This window comes from Acinetobacter sp. CIP 102129 (genome assembly GCF_000368305.1).
Lineage (GTDB): Bacteria > Pseudomonadota > Gammaproteobacteria > Pseudomonadales > Moraxellaceae > Acinetobacter > Acinetobacter parvus.
Genome location: NZ_KB849341.1, coordinates 1,076,175 through 1,092,825, shown reverse-complemented (window position 1 = coordinate 1,092,825; position 16,651 = coordinate 1,076,175). Strand labels below are relative to the sequence as shown.

Below are 16,651 nucleotides of genomic sequence, written 5' to 3'. Positions count from 1 at the left end.
AATAAAAAATGAGATTTATTTTACTATAAAATATCAATAAAAATCTGATGTTATTACATGAAGTTACATATCATGTTGATGGATTATTTTCAATACTGCCCTGAACCGTATTTCAAAGTGGGCTTTGTTGTGGTGTGTCATCAATCTTGAGCAAATTCAATAAATCAGACTTTTCCTGTGGATTCAGTGCCTGTATCTGGTGGAATAATGCATCCATTTTGGTTAATGTCGGTTCAGAGGGCAGGAGTGGTGGGGGTTGGGTCTCACTCTCTGGTTCAGGCTGCACCAAATCCTGATATAAGGCGGAAAGCTGCTGTTGTGATGCCTCCAGCTGAATTGGGTAAATACCGTGCTGATCCAGTTTTAGGCACTGATAATGCAGCCCATGTTCAAGCAATTCATCACGGTTGCCTGTCACAATGATTTGCAGGCGGGGAAATGCCTCATGCAAGCGCTCAAGAATTTCGGCACATGCATTCTGGTCCAACTGCATATCCACGTGGTCAATCAGCAGGATGCCCTCGCCCTCCAGGCATGGCTCAAAGCTATGTTGATTGAGCAGGCATAATCGGCGGCTAATATCACCCACCAGCGCAATCCAGGTTTTTTCTGATGCAGACAGTTGCTGAAATGGCATCACCCGATCTTCATAACGCACCATCAGTTGCAGCTTGGGAACATACTGAATGTAAAGGTCTTGCAGCTTGGGAAAAACGGTATTCAGGCTGGTTTTCAGGGCATGCAGGTTGGGTGCCGAGAGCTGTTTGGGATGCTTGACCAGTTCCAGTTGCAGTTCTTGTAATATTTCGGACTGATTCTGCTGGTTAAAATCGTTACCCATCAGGCGTCTGACAATATGGGCCGAGTGCGCATTCTCGACATCGCTGATTTCCCGCAACCATTCAAAAAAACGTGCAAAGGTGGTGTAGGGAATGGGTGTTAAATCATAGGCTGAAATGTCCTGCAAGGTGCCTGGCACATTTTTACTCTGTAGATTCACTTCGTGTACAAAACGTTCCGCAGGATAGTAGGCAATCATTGGCAAACCCAGCAAGGGGTCCTGTTGATTCATCTTTTGGTATAGGGTCACCATCTGGTCAAGCTGCTGGCTTTCAACCTGGCTAATTCCCACCCCCTGACTATTAAAGGTTTTGTAGAGTTTCCAGCTACAGCGTTGTGTGTCGGCTGCCTGTGCAGCGCTACTTTCAGTCAAGCCATGATTGAGTTCCTCACTCATGTGTACCTGAATCTGGATTTTGGCCTGTAGCCGAGTCAGCATAATGTCCTGATCCGCAATCACAACACCCGCAGTACGAATATCCTTATAGCGTGCCGAAAACCAGGTCAGAGCCTGATAGATATTTTTTAGAATGGTGGTTTTACCTGTGGACTGGTCACCCAGAATCAGGGTAATCGGATATTGTTCAGGTTGAAACTCAATGTTTAAGTCCCGAAACCTGCCAACATGCTTAAATAGAACCGATTCAAGTTGCATAAGTTCACCTCAGTCACGAGCGCTTTAACCTACGGACTGGCGAAGACTTGAGGGAGCGCTTTGTTTTAGCTTTAATTGTTGTATCAGGTCATAAAGATGATGGATATTTAAACTTACTTTAGCACGCGTACAGGCGACGTAAAGTAGTCTTAATTCCTCATCTGTAATTTTATGTTCCAGTCCGTTAATCTTGAACTGGTAATCATCTTCAATATGCACCCGATTCCATTCCAGCCCCTTGGCCTTATGCGCGGTTGAGATCACATAGTCTGCCTGTTCAATCGGGGTAATTTTCGCCAATGCCTTTTTCAATGGTTCAGTACCATGTTCATCCACCAGCTTGACCAAAGGCTTGATGTCACTGCCATCATTGGTTTCACAATACTCATGCACATCATGCCATGAATTAAACCACGCCAGTTCAGGCACATCGGTAATGCGTTTGCCCTGTTTCAGTAAACTGGCGGCATCGACAAAGCGACTGAGTTTTTGATGGTCGGCTTGCAGGCTGACCTTATCACCATGCAGCAAGCCTGAAAGCAGTAATTCCATTGCACGCGCATTGGTACGACACAAAATTGCATCACGCATTTTGGTATGGGGTTTATTCACCACACTCGATTTAACATTTGGATTGCCCAATAACGGAACAGTTTCGTTTAATGCACCAAGCAGACTATTGGCAACATCAGCAATCGCATCACCAAAACGGAAAGATGTTGTTAAGCGGCTTTCATGCAATGGCATTTGCTGCATAGCATTGACCGCACCACGCCAAGCATAGATTTGCTGATGTGCATCACCGACATAAATCACTTGTGTGCTTTTTTGACGTAGTAAAATACCCAACATGAGTGGATCAGCATCTTGTGCTTCATCAAACAAAACATAATCTGTTGGAATATTAGGTTCTGATAATGCCCAAAGTTTGAGGTAAATATCGTGACCAATCCCTGCCTGATGGTTTTGATCAATTGACTCTAACCAACGGCGTTCAACTGCTGGATATAAGTGCTGTTGTAACGATTCAATATCATCTTGATGCAACCAGCTTGGTGCTTGAATATGGCGAGGGGCAGGGTATTGTGAGCTAGTCGAGCAGAAATAGCTGACCGCATTGGCAACCAAACTCGCCAAGCGGCTTGGCATCAACACATATTTTTCATAACGTCCACCCATTAAACGCCTTAGGGTAATCGGTTCCAGCCGATATTCTTTCGCGATAAAGCTTGGGCTGAGACGGGGCAGGCGTAATTTATCAGTCACGCCACGCGGTACGCTGCGGAAAGCAAGCGAGTGAAAGGTACGACAATTTACATTGCCATGAAACTTGTTTTGCGCTTCAGATGCGATGGCTTTGTTAAATGCCAAATACATACCACGCCGTTCGGGCATGGCGTCACTGATCATTTGTAAAGTGGTGGTTTTACCTGTGCCAGCATAGGCAATCACTTTAAAGGATTGCCCTAAACGGGCGTTATCTATGGCAACCGCTTGCTCATAGGTGGCTTTGGGTTTTTCGATACTCGACACAGGAATGGGTTACGCCTCTTTACTACGGTTGGCTTTTTCAACCAGGCCAGATAAGCCCTGACGACGAGCAAGTTCATCAAGGACTTCTTGTGGATCAAGGTCAAAGTAACCGAGCATGACAATAGTGTGGAACCATAAATCTGCAACTTCATAAATCAGATCATGCTTATTTTCTAAAGAAGCATGTGCTGCATAATCTTTGGCTGCAATAATGCTTTCGATGCTTTCTTCGCCGACTTTTTCTAAAATTTTATTGATGCCTTTTTTGTATAGGCTGGCAACATAAGAACTATCTGCTTCAGCTTTTTTGCGTTCTTGCATCAAGCGACCTAAGTGACTGAGTACGTCGACTTGTTCAGCCTGACCATGATCGTGTGCTTCGACTTTCGCAGATGCGCCGTAAATTGCAGTCGGATCTTTCAGTTGAGCATCAACAATTTCCCAACCTTGAGGGGTGAGTTTGCGATAGAAGCAAGACTCACGACCTGTATGGCAAGCAATACCACCATGCTGTTCAATTTGCAGAATAATTACATCAGCATCGCAATCCAAACGAATTTCATGCACTGTTTGGAAATGCCCTGATTCTTCGCCTTTGTGCCACAATTTTTGACGTGAACGTGAGTAATACACGGCTTGATTTTTTTCAGCCGTCAGTTGTAATGCTTCACGATTCATCCATGCAACCATTAACACTCGACCAGTTTGATGATGTTGTGCAATGGCAGGAACAAGACCATTGGAATCAAATTTAACTTCATCTAACCAGTTTGACATGCGTGAAATCCGTTGTGGGCAAAGCAGCTAGTTTAGCGTTTGTGGCTAGGGTTGGCTATGCTTGTTGGGTAAAAAATGCTTTAGGGGCTGGATTGGATATAAGTACTCATGAGTTTTTTTGTTTTCTATTTCGATAAAGGGTATTGCAGTGCCTTTCGGTTTTTCACCAAAGCTGATGACCTCAAAATTCAATGCGGAGTGATAAAATTGGCAGGTGGTTTTAATATCAGCAACTGTCAGAACTAAGTGATCTAAATGGCTAATTTTCATAATTCAGCTCTTTTTGAGGTTATTCATATTCAGGCAAAGACTCACTTTTTCTACTGAACGTATTATCGCGTTCAGTATATTGTGCGACTTGTTGATAGCTCATTTGTTCGAACATACCCGTTTTTAAGCCTGAAATGGTCATCGCCATTTCTTTACGGAAATAGGGAATTTGATACATCCACGGAAAAGTAAGATCACGTATGCTACCCGCCCACCAATGATCGGATTGATATAGAGGTGTTAGTAAACGACTGAGGAATTGATAGAACTGGGTCGAAGAACGACGCTGTTGGTGATAGTTTTGCCACAACACTGCCCAGTCAATCTGCTGATTTTTCCTGGCGCGCTGCAAGGACTGTGAAAAGGCCCATGCATCTAAAAGCGCCATATTCGCACCTTGTCCAAGTTGGGGACTCATGGCATGGGCAGCATCACCGATCACCCCAATTCGCCCCTGTCCAAACTGGGACATCACAACATCACGATATTGGGCTGACAACCACTGAGATTGATTTTGTTGATCAGCCAACAGCTGTTTTAACCATTCAGCCACATCAGGCCAGCGATCTGAAACCTGCTTTAACCATTGCCGCTTTGCCGATTCATCCTTTAAAAATGATTGCAGTTGTGCGGTGGGCAAACTCCAGAAGATGCTGGAAAGACGCTGTTGTGGTGCAGAGGGGATTGCACCTGTCGGTAAAATCCCCATCATGATCTTGGAACGATCATAAAATTGATGCAGGATTTCAGAGTCCAATACAGGACATTCAGGCACAATGCTCCATGCAGCACCCCATGGATAAGCCTGATCAACCTTAACCCAGTCTTTGGGGCGAAGTTGGCTTCGTGCGCCATTGGCAATCAGGACAGCATCAAAACAGGCATCAAATTTCTGTTGTTGATAAGACCCGATGAGTCGAACCTCATGGGTACTTTCCTGAATCTGATCAACGCCATGTCCCATTTTCCAGTTGATCTGGCTGGAATATTCAGCCAACTTTTGCATCAGCACATGACATAAGGTGGCGCGATGTATGCCTAAACCGTAAAGATGATTTCCAGCCTGATGGTAATGGCTATTGACCAACAGACGCTGATCGGCAAGTTTTCCCTCCAGCCCTGTAACTTTTGCTCCAAGTTTTAAGGCTGCATCAAGTACACCAAGATGTTCAAAGACTGCCAGGCCAGCAGGTTGTAATAATAAGCCTGCACCCACAGGCGCGAGCTCATCCACCTGTTCAAAAATGGTGACCAGATGACCCTGACGGGCCAGTAAAATGGCAGTGGCGAGTCCTGCTGTACCCGCCCCAATAATCGCAAAATGGGGTGTTTTCATTGTTTGTTCTTATGCAGTCGTTATTGGGTTGTTTTTAAAGAGAATCCGACTTAATCCTATACCACTTCCCAACGTTTGATAATAGCTGGCAAATCAATTTCGAGGTGGAAGAACAATAACTAGTTTGACCAATAAAGATTAAAGTCGGGATGCGTTAAGAATTTTACCTATTTAAATCTAAAAGATAACAGTTGGATTCAAGTAAAATAATCCGAAAATTTCTTTGTACACGACAAAAAAAGATAACTCATTGAAATAATGGCATAATACTTGTTTTCTGACGACGAATATGATGACACATTTCAATGAGTTACATCTCATCTTAAACAAATATCTAAAGTGGAACAAGTCACATGTAAAATGTTTTACACTGATTATGATTGCATTAATTGTAAAACAGACATGTAATCTTTCTTCTGCATCTAAAGCCTTACCCATCAAGTGCTTACCACAATCATTTTATCGACGTATACAACGCTTCTTTGCAGATCAGTATTTTGATTATCGTCAAATTTCTCAGTTAATTTTCAATATATTTTCATTCGACAAAGTGCAACTGACTTTAGATAGAACCAATTGGAAATGGGGAAAACGAGATATCAATATCTTGATGTTAGCCATCGTCTATCGTGGAATAGCGATACCTATTGTTTGGACATTGCTCAATAAACGTGGAAATTCAGATACAAAAGAGCGTATTGCTTTGATTCAACGCTTTATCTCTATTTTTGGTAAAGACCGTATTGTGAATGTGTTCGCAGACAGAGAATTTATCGGTGAGAAATGGTTTACATGGTTAATTGAAAATGACATTAACTTCTGTATACGTGTTAAAAAAACTTTATTGTGACCAATCACTTAGCCAGGAATCATAAAATTAGTGATTTATTTCGTCATCTTCAAGTTGGTCAAACTGAATGTCGTAAACGACGTATTTGGGTTGGTCGAGTAAAACTGTATATTAGTGCGCTACGATTAGAAGATGGAGAACTTTTACTTGTTGTTTCTCCTATGTTTAATGCTTCTGCTATTCGTGATTATGCATTACGCTGGGAAATCGAAACCTTATTTAGTTGTCTCAAAGGACGTGGATTCAATCTTGAAAATACTCGTTTAACAGACCCTAGACGAGTCAAGAAATTGATAGCAGTGCTAGCTATCGGTTTCTGTTGGTGCTATTTAACAGGTGAATGGCAACATGATCGGAAAAAAGCGATAAAAATAAAGAAGCATGGACGACTTTCAGTAAGTTTATTTCGCTACGGTTTGGACTATGTTCAAATGGCTATTCTACGTTTGATTGGTTTTGGAAAAAAAGAAGAATTTAAGAAAGTGCTAGCAATTTTAAGAAAGAAAAAGCCTGATAGGACAAGGATCCTATGAAATTTGTCGTGTACAGAGCGAAAATTTATAAGATTTTAATTTATTAAATCAGAAAGGATGCCTTGCTAAAATTCTATGTGCCGCTTAATTACAATGAGTTTGAAAACATCGTTGCAACGTAGGTGGATCGTGGTTGAGTGAATAAATAAAAAGGGCAAATGTCATATACATTCGCCCTTTTCAAAAAGAATGACATGGATGTCGTGATTAGAAGAATCCAGCTGGTTTGGTTGAGTAGCTCACTAAAAGATTCTTGGTTTGTTGATAATGGTCTAACATCATGCGATGGTTTTCACGACCAATGCCTGACTTCTTATAGCCACCGAATGCCGCATGTGCAGGATAAATATGATAGCAGTTGGTCCATACACGGCCTGCTTCCACCGCACGGCCCGCACGATATGAGGTATGTGCGGAACGAGCCCATACGCCCGCACCCAGGCCATAGATGGTGTCGTTTGCGATTTTAATGGCTTCATCAAAGTCTTTAAATGTCGTTACTGAAAGCACAGGACCAAAAATTTCTTCTTGGAAGATCTGCATCGCGTTGTGTCCTTTAAACACCGTTGGTTCGATATAGAAACCTTCACCCACTTCTTGTCTAGCACCACCACCCGTAAGAAGTTCAGCACCTTCTTCTCGACCCATGTTAATACAACGTAGGATTTTTTCCTGTTGTTCTTGTGAAGCTTGTGCACCAACCATTGTTTCAGTATCAAGTGGATGTCCAACTTTGATACGTTTCACACGCTCAATGGCTTTTTCTAGAAATGCGTCTGCGATGCTTTCCTGAACCAAGGCACGAGAGGGACAAGTACAAATCTCGCCTTGATTGAGTGCGAACATTGCAAAGCCTTCAAGTGCTTTATCAAGAAAATCATCTTCTTTATCCATAATATCTTCAAAGAAAATATTCGGAGATTTACCACCCAGTTCGAGTGTCACTGGAATAATGTTTTCTGTCGCATATTGCATGATCAACTGTCCAACTTGGGTTGAACCTGTAAATGCAATTTTGGCAATACGAGGATTAGTGGCAAGTGGACGGCCTACTTCGACACCATAGCCATTCACAACGTTTAACACACCAGCAGGTAGAATATCTTGGATTAACTCTAAAACGAGTAGAATGCTTGCAGGTGTTTGTTCTGCTGGTTTTAATACGACACAGTTTCCTGCCGCAAGCGCAGGAGCAAGTTTCCATGCCGCCATCAAAATTGGGAAATTCCACGGAATGATCTGACCCACGACACCCAATGGTTCATGGAAGTGATAGGCAATGGTGTCGTCATCAATTTCTGAAATGCCGCCTTCCTGTGCACGGATACAACCTGCAAAATAACGGAAATGATCAATTGCCAGTGGAATGTCAGCTGCCAATGTTTCACGAACTGGCTTGCCATTATCCCAAGTTTCCGCAACCGCAAGCATTTCAAGGTTTGCTTCCATGCGATCAGCAATTTTGAGCAAGATATTTGAACGCACTGTTGGAGAACTTTTATTCCATTCAGCCTTTGCTTTATGGGCTGCATCAAGTGCAAGTTCAATGTCTTCAACCGAGGAACGCGGTATTTTTGTAAATACTTTGCCATCGACAGGTGAAACGTTGTCGAAGTATTCTCCTCTTACAGGAGCTACCCATTGGCCACCAATAAAGTTTTCATACTGTGCTTTAAACTGGACTTTGGAATCTGGTTGATTCGGATCGATGTAACGCATATATATATTCCTTTGCTTATAATTGATCTTAAGCGTCTACAGCTTTGGTATAAGGTACTTTTGTACGCTATTTGACTAGCATATAAGGGTGAAGGTTGGAGAAAGGTTGGAAAGCATGCTCAAGTGTGAGGGATACACAAATGTTTACAAAACAAGAGCTGATACGGCAAAGACAGTCTATTGATCAGTTAAAGCATCAAAATAGCCTGTCTCCCCAAAGCGCTGAGAAGTTAGAGCAGAGTATTGCGAGTTCTTGGCAGCGATCAGTGCTGTCTTCAATTCCAAAGGAGCGTTTGGCAGCACCTTTGCTCAACCACAATAAAAAACATAAAACCAGTCTGGATAAGGCCTTAAATGCCTGTTCCAGTGAACTGGGCCATATTGCCGCACAATCCTCGATGGTGATCGCTGTCGGTGATGTGGGAAGTACCATTATATGGACTGCTTCAAGTACACAAATGCAAAGTGCCGCTGAAAAGGTACATTTCATTGCAGGTGGGCAGTGGGCAGAGGAGGTGGTTGGAACCAATGCTTTGGCCTTGTCATTAAAAACCCAACAATCCAGTTGTGTGTTTTCCAATGAACACTACATGGAATCCATTCATGACTGGGTCTGTTATGCAGCTCCAATTATCGACCCTTATTCCAAACAGGTACTGGGTGTGGTCGATTTATCAACCACCTGGAAAAAGCACAATAGTCTAGGGGTTCTGGCAGCGGAGCGTTGTGCCTCCATCATTCAAACCGCACTTATTGATCAGCAAAGACAACATTTATACATCCGTGCTTTTTCAACCCCACAAATCTTCTTTAATGGTAAATCGTTGGTTCTTACACCACGTCAAATTGAGATTTTGGCAATTTTGGTGCTGTGTCCAAATGGCTTGAATTTAGAAAAACTACACCAAGCCCTATATGGTGAGCGTAAAGTCAGCATTGGCACATTAAAAGCTGAAATGTCACAACTCAGGGATATTCTGGGTGGGATGCTAGGTTCACGGCCCTATCGTTTATTGGCCGATGTGGAGGCCGATTTTCTTTTGGCGGAACAGGCGCTTGATTCTGGATATGTGGCTTCTGCGTTACAGTTATACAAGGGGGTGTTTTTGGCCAAGACAGAAAGCCCTTTTTTATGTGCATGGCGGGATTGTCTGGAGTCGCGTTTAAGTGACGCGATTTTTAAGACCACAGAAACGGATCTTTTACTGAAGCATGTTGCTCATTTCCCAGAGGCAATAGATGCGGTTGAACGCCTGATGGAGTTATTGCCCTCAGAGCATCCGGCGCATTTATCACTGCATAAGTTTAGAGATGTGTACTAGAGCTTGCATGTGGCATTTCATAAAAAGCTGCTGTTGACGTGCAAAGTGAGGCCATATTTTATTTTTGGTTTAATGATTAAAGAAATCAAATGTATATCAGGATATTAGTTCAGTGCTTATGAACTGAGATCAAGAATTTATAATAAAAAAAGTGGGAATATCACCAGTTGGCTATTCCCACAAAAAAGTAAGCTGGTTCTCGCAGGCTTTGACTTACTTTTAACAGAAAGGTCAGAGTGCTGCCTTGAAGATCTCCACAACCTGGGCGTGAGTCGCCTTACGCGGATTGGTCAGCATGCATGCATCCTTTTGGGCATTTTCAGCCATGATTGCAAGATCCTCAGTTTTTACGCCAAGTTCATTCAGGCCAGATGGGATTCCAATTGAGGATGATAATTCCCGAATGGCATCAATGGCCGCGAATGCAGCTTCAGTTTCAGTAAAGCCGTCAGTATTTACACCCATCAATTCTGCAATTTTTGCATAACGATCCTGACAGGCAATTAAGTTGAATTCACAGACATGAGGTAGCAGTACCGCATTGCATACACCATGCGGCAGGTTATAGAACCCACCTAATTGATGCGCCATCGCATGGACATAACCAAGAGATGCGTTGTTAAACGCCATACCCGCCAAATACTGTGCATAACTCATGGCATCACGTGCCTCAATATTTTCGCCATTGGCGACAGCGGGGCGTAACCACTGGCTAATCATGGTAATGGCCTTTTCTGCACAGGCATCGGTAATTGGATTTGCTGCTGTGGAAACATAGGCTTCTACCGCATGCGTTAAAGCGTCCATGCCAGTTGCGGCGGTCAAGCCAGCGGGTTTGGCCACCATGAGTTTAGGATCGTCAATTGCAATCAGTGGGGTACAGCGCCAATCGACGATTGCCATTTTTACATGGGTGTCGGTGTTGGTAATGATACAGAAACGGGTCATTTCAGATGCTGTTCCCGCCGTTGTATTGATTGCAATCAACGGTGTCATGGGAACAGTGCTTTTATCAATGCCTTCATAGTCACGGATATGTCCACCACCAGCCGTTACCAGGCCGATGCCCTTGGCGCAGTCATGTGAGGAACCACCGCCTAAAGAAACGATGAAATCGCAGCCATTGTCATTATAGGCCTGTACGCCATGATGTACATTGATATCTGTTGGATTGGGCTCTGCCCCAGCAAAGATATGGCTGTCTACGCCAGCATCTTTTAAATATTCTGCAATGGTATTGGCTACACCAAATTTAAATAAGCCTTCGTCCGTTACAATCAAGGCTTTTTTAGCGCCGAGATTTTGAGCTTTCGTTCCAATTTCTTTGGCACAGCCAGGGCCAAAAAGTGACACGCAAGGGATGTAAAAACCGTTTGTTTGATCTGCAATATTCTTAAAAGCCATGGAGTGATTCCTTCTTCCATAATCCATTGTTTGTTATTCAGTGATCTCATCACTGTAGGTCTAGTATGGGAGGGTTAAATTTTTTTCCCACCTACCAAAAACCTACCAATAAATAAATGGGGTAGCATTGGAAACAGGAGAAGTGGTTCTGATATCCAACACAACAGGGGGTAGGATTTTCTTGGAAATAGTTTAAAACCACAGTTGATGGCATAATATTTTAATTAAATCAAATTCTTAATTTGGTTTTTTACGAGCTGGATGGAAGAGTTAAAATCAGGCGTTCAGCAGGAAATGGTTTTACTCAATTGAAAGGGTTTGGAATATTAATCATTTATACGAAGATTTAAAACGGAAGTATATAAGTCCTTTCACTTGAATCTTTATCCATTGGAGCGTAAAACCTCGGGGTTTAGCCCGAGGATATAAGCGACTGGCGTAAGCCATTAATGCGGTGTTTGCTGTTGTTGAATATACTGCTTAATAATCCCAATAGGCGCACCTGCGCATGATGCAGCGAAGTAACTAGGCGACCACAAGGCATTACCCCATAATTTGCTTTTAATTTCAGGGTGTTTGGTTCGTAAAATTCGACTAGATGCACCTTTCAAGCTATTTACCAAACTAGAAATAGCGACTTTAGGTGGATAATTGACGAGCAAATGTACATGGTCATGTTCACCGTCAAACTCTACCAACTCAGCTTCAAAGTCCAAGCATACACGCTCAAATACTTCACGCATCGTTTCAAGCATTGCTTTAGTAAAAACATCACGCCGATATTTAGCCACAAAGACTAAATGAACGTGCATATTAAAAACACAGTGGCGACCTGTTCTAATCTCTTGACTATTACTCATAGACCAAATATATTTTAAGTATGAAAACACTTAAATTACGCATAAAAGACAAACATTGCAAGGTGCTAAATCAGATGGCATCTGAGGTGAATTTTGTCTGGAATTACGTGAATGATTTGTGTTTTAAACATCTACAACGAAAACAACAATTCTTTTCAGCATACGACATTGCCAAATACACAAAAGGCACATCGAAAGAATGTAATTTGCACAGTCAAACCATTCAAGCGGTAACAGAAGAACTCATTACACGCCGCAAGCAATTCAAAAAAGCAAAATTAAAATGGCGAGTCAGCAATAAAAAATCAGCTAGGCGTTCATTGGGCTGGATACCGTTCAAGAAAGTAGCAATCAAATATGCTGATGGCTATGTTCAATACGGCAAGCATCAATTCAAACTATGGGACAGCTACGGACTAAGCAAATACAATGTTAAAACAGGCTCGTTTGTAGAGGATAGTCGTGGGCGTTGGTATGTCTGTCTTGTAGTTGATTCAATTAAAACAGAGAAAACCAGCGCTAAAACCTCAATTGGCATAGACTTGGGTTTAAAGGATTTAGCCACTTGTTCAGATGGAGTAAAGCTCAAAGCCCCTAAAATCTATCGGCAATATGAACAAAAACTTGGCATAGCTCAACGTGCGAGAAATAAAAAGCGCGTCAAAGCGATTCACGCCAAGATTAAAAATATACGTCAAAACATGTTGCATCAATTCAGTCATAAACTGGTGAATGAACATGCAGCAATCTTCATTGGCAATGTGAATGCCAAAGCACTAGCACGGACTAAATTAGCTAAGTCTGTATTAGATGCAAGTTGGACAACACTAAGAACCATGCTCAAGTATAAATGCGAGAACGCAGGGGCATGGTATGAAGAAGTCAATGAGGCCTATACCACCCAAACTTGTTCGTGCTGTGGCTCACGCTGTAGTAGTCCGAAAGGTAGAGCAGGCTTAGGAGTAAGAGAATGGCAGTGTATGGAGTGCGGTACGCTCCATGATCGGGATGTAAATTCCGCACTGAATATTCTTGCGCTCGGACATGAGCGTCTAGCAGTAGGAATCCCCGTCCTTTAGGTCGGGGAGGATGTCAAATTTATTAACTGGCCGTGATGAGGAGCCAGTCGCACCCCATCATACTTGAAGCTAAAAAGTCCCTTGTTTATAGGCGGGTGTGGCTTATTTCATAATACGCCACAGCGCCAACAAGCTACTCAATACAATTAAGACAATTGAGACAAACCACGGCGTAATAATGGCAATGGTCAGCAAAATCAGCATGGTGCTGCCAAACATCCAGCTACGGCGTTGCTGCTGTTGCATTTGCAAACGCATCTGCTGAATTTCTTTCAGCTGTTTATCATGCCAGGCTGACTGGTTTTTCAAGCCATTGAGGCTGTCAATCAACAGGCTAGGCAAGTCCTGTGCGCCCAATAATAAATCAGGAATTTGCTGACCAATTTCCTTGAAATTTTTCACTGGATTCATATTGGCCTTGACCCATTCAGTGAGAATCGGTTTTGCCAGTTTCCAGATGTCCAGTTGTGGGTAAAGGTCAGTGCCCAGACCCTCAACATGAACCAGCGTTTTTAAAAGCAACATGAGTTGTGGTGGAATTTCCAGATGGAAACGCCGTGCAATATCCATCACCTGAATCAGGATGCCTGCAAAATCCAGTTGATCCATCGGCTTGGACACCATAGGGCCAACGGTACGACGCATTTCACGTGCCAGTGCATCCTGATCGGTTCCTGGTGGAATCCAGCCAGCCTGATGCACAATCTGAATCAACTGCATAAAGTTGCTGTTCATCACTGCCAGTAACATTCGTGCAACGGTCATTTGATCAGACTTGGACAGCTCACCCATAATGGCACAGTCCAGTGCAATAAAGCGTGGATTGCTTGGATTAATGGTTTCAACAAAGACATTGCCAGGGTGCATGTCCGCATGGAAAAAGTTGTCTCGAAATACTTGGGTAAAGAAAATGGTCAAACCTTTTTCAGCCAAATCTGCACGATCCATACCCAAACGATCAAAGGTCGTGATATCTGAAATAGGCACACCCGTGATGCGTTCAGCCACCATCACGTCTTTACTGTCCATATAGACTTCAGGTACATACATCATGCTGGAGCCTGTAAAGTAATGACGCATTCGGCGGGTATTGTCCGCTTCTAGACTCAGGTCAAGCTCATTTAAAATGATCTGACGGTAGTCCTGAATAATCTCGGACAGGTGCAGGGCACGGGCAGCTTCCAGACGGTTTTCCAGCCAATTCCCCAGCCATGCCAGAATTTCAAAGTCCCGAAGAATCTGGTTATGAATATCAGGACGGGTGACTTTTATCACCACCTCACGACCATCATGCAATGCGGCAGTATGCACCTGTGCAATCGAGGCAGCGGCAAGTGGCTGTTCATCAAAACGGGCAAACAATGTGCCAACATCGGCCTTGAGAGATTCTTGAATCCGCTGTTTGGCCAACTGGGTGTCATAGGGCTTTACACGGTCTTGCAACAGCACCAGTTGCGATAAGAGTTCTGGTGGAATCAGGTCGCGACGGGTAGAGAGGAGTTGACCCAGCTTAATTGCCAAAGGCCCCATCTCTTCCAGTGCTTGCTTGAGTTTAAGCGGATTCTTTTTTTCACGGCTTGACCAAGCCGCAGGATGCATTTTAATCACACCCAAGGCATGTTGGGCTTTTACAGGTAATTCTTCCGCAGGAAATAAAGTGTCAAGGCGATAATGTGCTGCAATGCGCCAAAGTTCAAATAACCGTCTAACATGCGGAATCATATAAAATCTTACCTAGTTTTGTGTGGGGTTCAATAATTCCTCCCCTTTTTGAGGGGAGGTTAGGAGGGGTTTCAATTGGGCCTGTAATTGCTGAAATCTGGCTTCCAGACGGTCTACTTCCTGATTAAGTTGGCGGGTCTCCCGATTCAGGTCATCCATCTGCCAGCGAGGTGCAAATAAACCACTATCTTCTTTTAAAGTATCTTCAATAAAGAACAAATGACTTTGTAATGAACGCTTGAGTTGTTTGGGTGCAAGTTGAATCTTAGCCAACTCATGTGCCAGTTGTGGGCCAATCCAGGGCGATAAATGCGCAGCGAGATCAGGCTCAGCTTGCTGCATAATTCTTTGAATATCTTGTAATAGATGGTAATCACCTTGTAGGGGAATATTACCAATCTGATCCATATCACTGAGCAGGAGTTTGACTAATTCGACCACATTGGCGACATGCAGGGTGGCTGTGGCATCTGTAATTTTATTTTGGACATCGTAGGGACGCTGTTCAAATATTGATGGGGTTGGACTGTGTCCAGTCACGGTAGGTTCCAGACGAACTTTATTTTCATCAAAAAAAACATCAACCGAGAGCTGTGGATGATCAATCACCACCCGTAACAGTCGACCTTGTAGCTGATTGAGCTGAATACGGGTAATCGCATCCAGATCAATCACATGATGAATGATACGTTCGACTGCACCGAGTGCTAAAATCGACCACATATCTTAAGCCTTAAAGTTTGAATCCGCGGTGAACTGCAACAATACCCCCAGTGAGGTTATGGTAGTCACAGCTTTGGAAGCCTGCATTTTCCATCATGCCTTTGAGGGTACGTTGGTCTGGATGCATACGAATAGATTCTGCAAGATATTTATAACTTTCAGAGTCATTGGCAACCAGTTTGCCCATGATTGGTAAAGCCGTGAATGAGTAAAGATCGTAAAGCTTTGAAAATGGCTCAAACACAGGTTTGGAAAATTCGAGGATCAGTAAGCGGCCACCTGGCTTAAGTACACGGTACATGGCTGCAAGTGCTGCATCTTTATCAGTCACGTTACGTAAACCAAAACTGATGGTCACTAAATCAAAACTGTTATCGGCAAAGGGTTCTAATGTTTCAGCATTGGCAAGCACAAAATCCACATTGGTACAGCCTGCATCAATCAGGCGGTCACGCCCAACATTGAGCATGGATTCATTGATGTCTGAGAGTACGACATGACCTTGTGGACCGACTTCACGGCTAAATACTTTTGCCAGATCGCCTGTACCACCCGCGATATCCAGTACATGCTGTCCACGGCGAACACCTGACATATTAATCGCAAAACGTTTCCAAATACGATGGATACCGAATGACATCAGGTCATTCATGATGTCGTATTTGCTGGCGACGGAATGGAACACTTCCGCCACTTTCTGTGCTTTTTCATCGCTGCTGACAGTTTGATAGCCAAAATGGGTGGTTGCGCCAACATTACCTGTATTGGCACCACGCGGCAGGTTGTATTTCGGTACGGAACCTGTTGGTACTGAGGTCAAATCCTGTTGTAAAGATTGCTGTTGACCTTGTGGCACTCCCTGCGGAAGCGGTGTGCTGAGGAAAGGACTGACTTTGTCTGAACCTGGGTTTTGCTCAACTTCTGGGGTGGGCTGTTGGTTTTCGTTAGACATTGTTTTCTCCTAAACTTTCGCTCTAGCGGCACGAATCAGCATGCATCATGACAGATTTTGTATTTTTTTACAGGGC

General features: G+C 43.3%; 13 protein-coding genes and 1 pseudogene. 3 read left to right on the top strand and 11 right to left on the bottom strand.

Annotated features, from left to right (window positions below):
* Window positions 1-112 precede the first annotated feature (112 nt).
* The 5 genes and pseudogenes from F973_RS13220 to F973_RS13200 all read right to left on the bottom strand — a co-directional run bounded on the left by F973_RS13220 (window position 113) and on the right by F973_RS13200 (window position 5,411).
* Window positions 113-1,495, bottom strand: a complete 1,383-nt coding sequence (locus tag F973_RS13220; protein WP_004762270.1) for an AAA family ATPase — start codon at window positions 1,493-1,495, stop codon at window positions 113-115.
* A gap of 24 nt (window positions 1,496-1,519) precedes the next feature.
* Window positions 1,520-3,028 carry a UvrD-helicase domain-containing protein gene (locus F973_RS13215; RefSeq protein ID WP_004674426.1) on the bottom strand — a complete coding sequence of 503 codons (1,509 nt, stop codon included), beginning with the start codon at window positions 3,026-3,028 and terminating at the stop codon, window positions 1,520-1,522.
* Between the two features lie 9 nt (window positions 3,029-3,037).
* Window positions 3,038-3,805 carry a bifunctional phosphoribosyl-AMP cyclohydrolase/phosphoribosyl-ATP diphosphatase HisIE gene (gene hisIE, locus F973_RS13210; RefSeq protein ID WP_004762269.1) on the bottom strand — a complete coding sequence of 256 codons (768 nt, stop codon included), beginning with the start codon at window positions 3,803-3,805 and terminating at the stop codon, window positions 3,038-3,040.
* Between the two features lie 128 nt (window positions 3,806-3,933).
* A pseudogene (locus F973_RS15615) lies at window positions 3,934-4,075 on the bottom strand (VOC family protein); the annotation flags it as partial.
* A 19-nt stretch (window positions 4,076-4,094) separates the two neighbouring features.
* Window positions 4,095-5,411 carry an FAD-dependent oxidoreductase gene (locus tag F973_RS13200; RefSeq protein ID WP_004762265.1) on the bottom strand — a complete coding sequence of 439 codons (1,317 nt, stop codon included), beginning with the start codon at window positions 5,409-5,411 and terminating at the stop codon, window positions 4,095-4,097.
* 292 nt (window positions 5,412-5,703) lie between these two features.
* On the opposite strand from F973_RS13200, the gene F973_RS15135 reads away from it, so the two are divergent.
* Window positions 5,704-6,794 (top strand): IS4-like element ISAba33 family transposase gene (locus F973_RS15135; protein WP_155756477.1). Its coding sequence is split into 2 segments (ribosomal slippage): window positions 5,704-6,244 and window positions 6,244-6,794, totalling 1,092 coding nucleotides; the frame shifts between segments, so codons are not numbered across the junction.
* Between the two features lie 207 nt (window positions 6,795-7,001).
* Here F973_RS15135 and F973_RS13185 read toward each other — a convergent pair.
* Window positions 7,002-8,513, bottom strand: coding sequence for an acetaldehyde dehydrogenase ExaC (locus F973_RS13185; protein WP_004762262.1), 1,512 nt, complete (start codon window positions 8,511-8,513; stop codon window positions 7,002-7,004).
* 140 nt (window positions 8,514-8,653) lie between these two features.
* Here F973_RS13185 and F973_RS13180 point away from each other — a divergent pair, with 140 nt between their 5' ends.
* On the top strand, window positions 8,654-9,835 hold the full coding sequence (locus F973_RS13180; protein ID WP_004680686.1) for a helix-turn-helix domain-containing protein: 1,182 nt from the start codon (window positions 8,654-8,656) through the stop codon (window positions 9,833-9,835).
* A 231-nt stretch (window positions 9,836-10,066) separates the two neighbouring features.
* Here the strand turns inward: F973_RS13180 and mdh are convergent, their stop codons facing one another.
* Together mdh and tnpA are read right to left on the bottom strand one after the other, a co-directional pair.
* On the bottom strand, window positions 10,067-11,239 hold the full coding sequence (mdh, locus tag F973_RS13175) for an iron-dependent methanol dehydrogenase (protein WP_004674434.1): 1,173 nt from the start codon (window positions 11,237-11,239) through the stop codon (window positions 10,067-10,069).
* 446 nt (window positions 11,240-11,685) lie between these two features.
* Entirely contained in the window at window positions 11,686-12,099 is a 414-nt protein-coding gene (gene tnpA, locus F973_RS13170; protein WP_004761731.1) for an IS200/IS605 family transposase, read from the bottom strand.
* Window positions 12,100-12,119: 20 nt separating this feature from the next.
* Between tnpA and F973_RS13165 the strand changes: the two genes are divergently transcribed.
* Window positions 12,120-13,178: an RNA-guided endonuclease InsQ/TnpB family protein gene (locus tag F973_RS13165; protein WP_034432673.1), complete on the top strand. Its 1,059-nt coding sequence runs from the start codon at window positions 12,120-12,122 to the stop codon at window positions 13,176-13,178.
* A 102-nt stretch (window positions 13,179-13,280) separates the two neighbouring features.
* Here the strand turns inward: F973_RS13165 and F973_RS13160 are convergent, their stop codons facing one another.
* The 3 genes from F973_RS13160 to ubiE are packed head-to-tail and all read right to left on the bottom strand — an operon-like array spanning window position 13,281 to window position 16,575.
* Window positions 13,281-14,900: an ABC1 kinase family protein gene (locus F973_RS13160; RefSeq protein WP_004762256.1), complete on the bottom strand. Its 1,620-nt coding sequence runs from the start codon at window positions 14,898-14,900 to the stop codon at window positions 13,281-13,283.
* A gap of 12 nt (window positions 14,901-14,912) precedes the next feature.
* Complete coding sequence (locus F973_RS13155) at window positions 14,913-15,623, bottom strand: ubiquinone biosynthesis accessory factor UbiJ (RefSeq protein ID WP_004762254.1); 711 nt, start codon at window positions 15,621-15,623, stop codon at window positions 14,913-14,915.
* Window positions 15,624-15,633: 10 nt separating this feature from the next.
* Complete coding sequence (gene ubiE / locus F973_RS13150; protein ID WP_004674440.1) at window positions 15,634-16,575, bottom strand: bifunctional demethylmenaquinone methyltransferase/2-methoxy-6-polyprenyl-1,4-benzoquinol methylase UbiE; 942 nt, start codon at window positions 16,573-16,575, stop codon at window positions 15,634-15,636.
* Window positions 16,576-16,651: the final 76 nt, after the last annotated feature.

Bases quoted from the DNA above. Each gene is read 5' to 3' on its own strand.
- F973_RS13220 (WP_004762270.1), bottom strand. From the start codon at position 1,495: ATGCAACTTGAATCGGTTCTATTTAAGCATGTTGGCAGGTTTCGGGAC.
- hisIE (WP_004762269.1), bottom strand. From the start codon at position 3,805: ATGTCAAACTGGTTAGATGAAGTTAAATTTGATTCCAATGGTCTTGTT.
- F973_RS13200 (WP_004762265.1), bottom strand. From the start codon at position 5,411: ATGAAAACACCCCATTTTGCGATTATTGGGGCGGGTACAGCAGGACTC.
- F973_RS13185 (WP_004762262.1), bottom strand. From the start codon at position 8,513: ATGCGTTACATCGATCCGAATCAACCAGATTCCAAAGTCCAGTTTAAA.
- F973_RS13180 (WP_004680686.1), top strand. From the start codon at position 8,654: ATGTTTACAAAACAAGAGCTGATACGGCAAAGACAGTCTATTGATCAG.
- mdh (WP_004674434.1), bottom strand. From the start codon at position 11,239: ATGGCTTTTAAGAATATTGCAGATCAAACAAACGGTTTTTACATCCCT.
- tnpA (WP_004761731.1), bottom strand. From the start codon at position 12,099: ATGAGTAATAGTCAAGAGATTAGAACAGGTCGCCACTGTGTTTTTAAT.
- F973_RS13165 (WP_034432673.1), top strand. From the start codon at position 12,120: ATGAAAACACTTAAATTACGCATAAAAGACAAACATTGCAAGGTGCTA.
- F973_RS13160 (WP_004762256.1), bottom strand. From the start codon at position 14,900: ATGATTCCGCATGTTAGACGGTTATTTGAACTTTGGCGCATTGCAGCA.
- F973_RS13155 (WP_004762254.1), bottom strand. From the start codon at position 15,623: ATGTGGTCGATTTTAGCACTCGGTGCAGTCGAACGTATCATTCATCAT.
- ubiE (WP_004674440.1), bottom strand. From the start codon at position 16,575: ATGTCTAACGAAAACCAACAGCCCACCCCAGAAGTTGAGCAAAACCCA.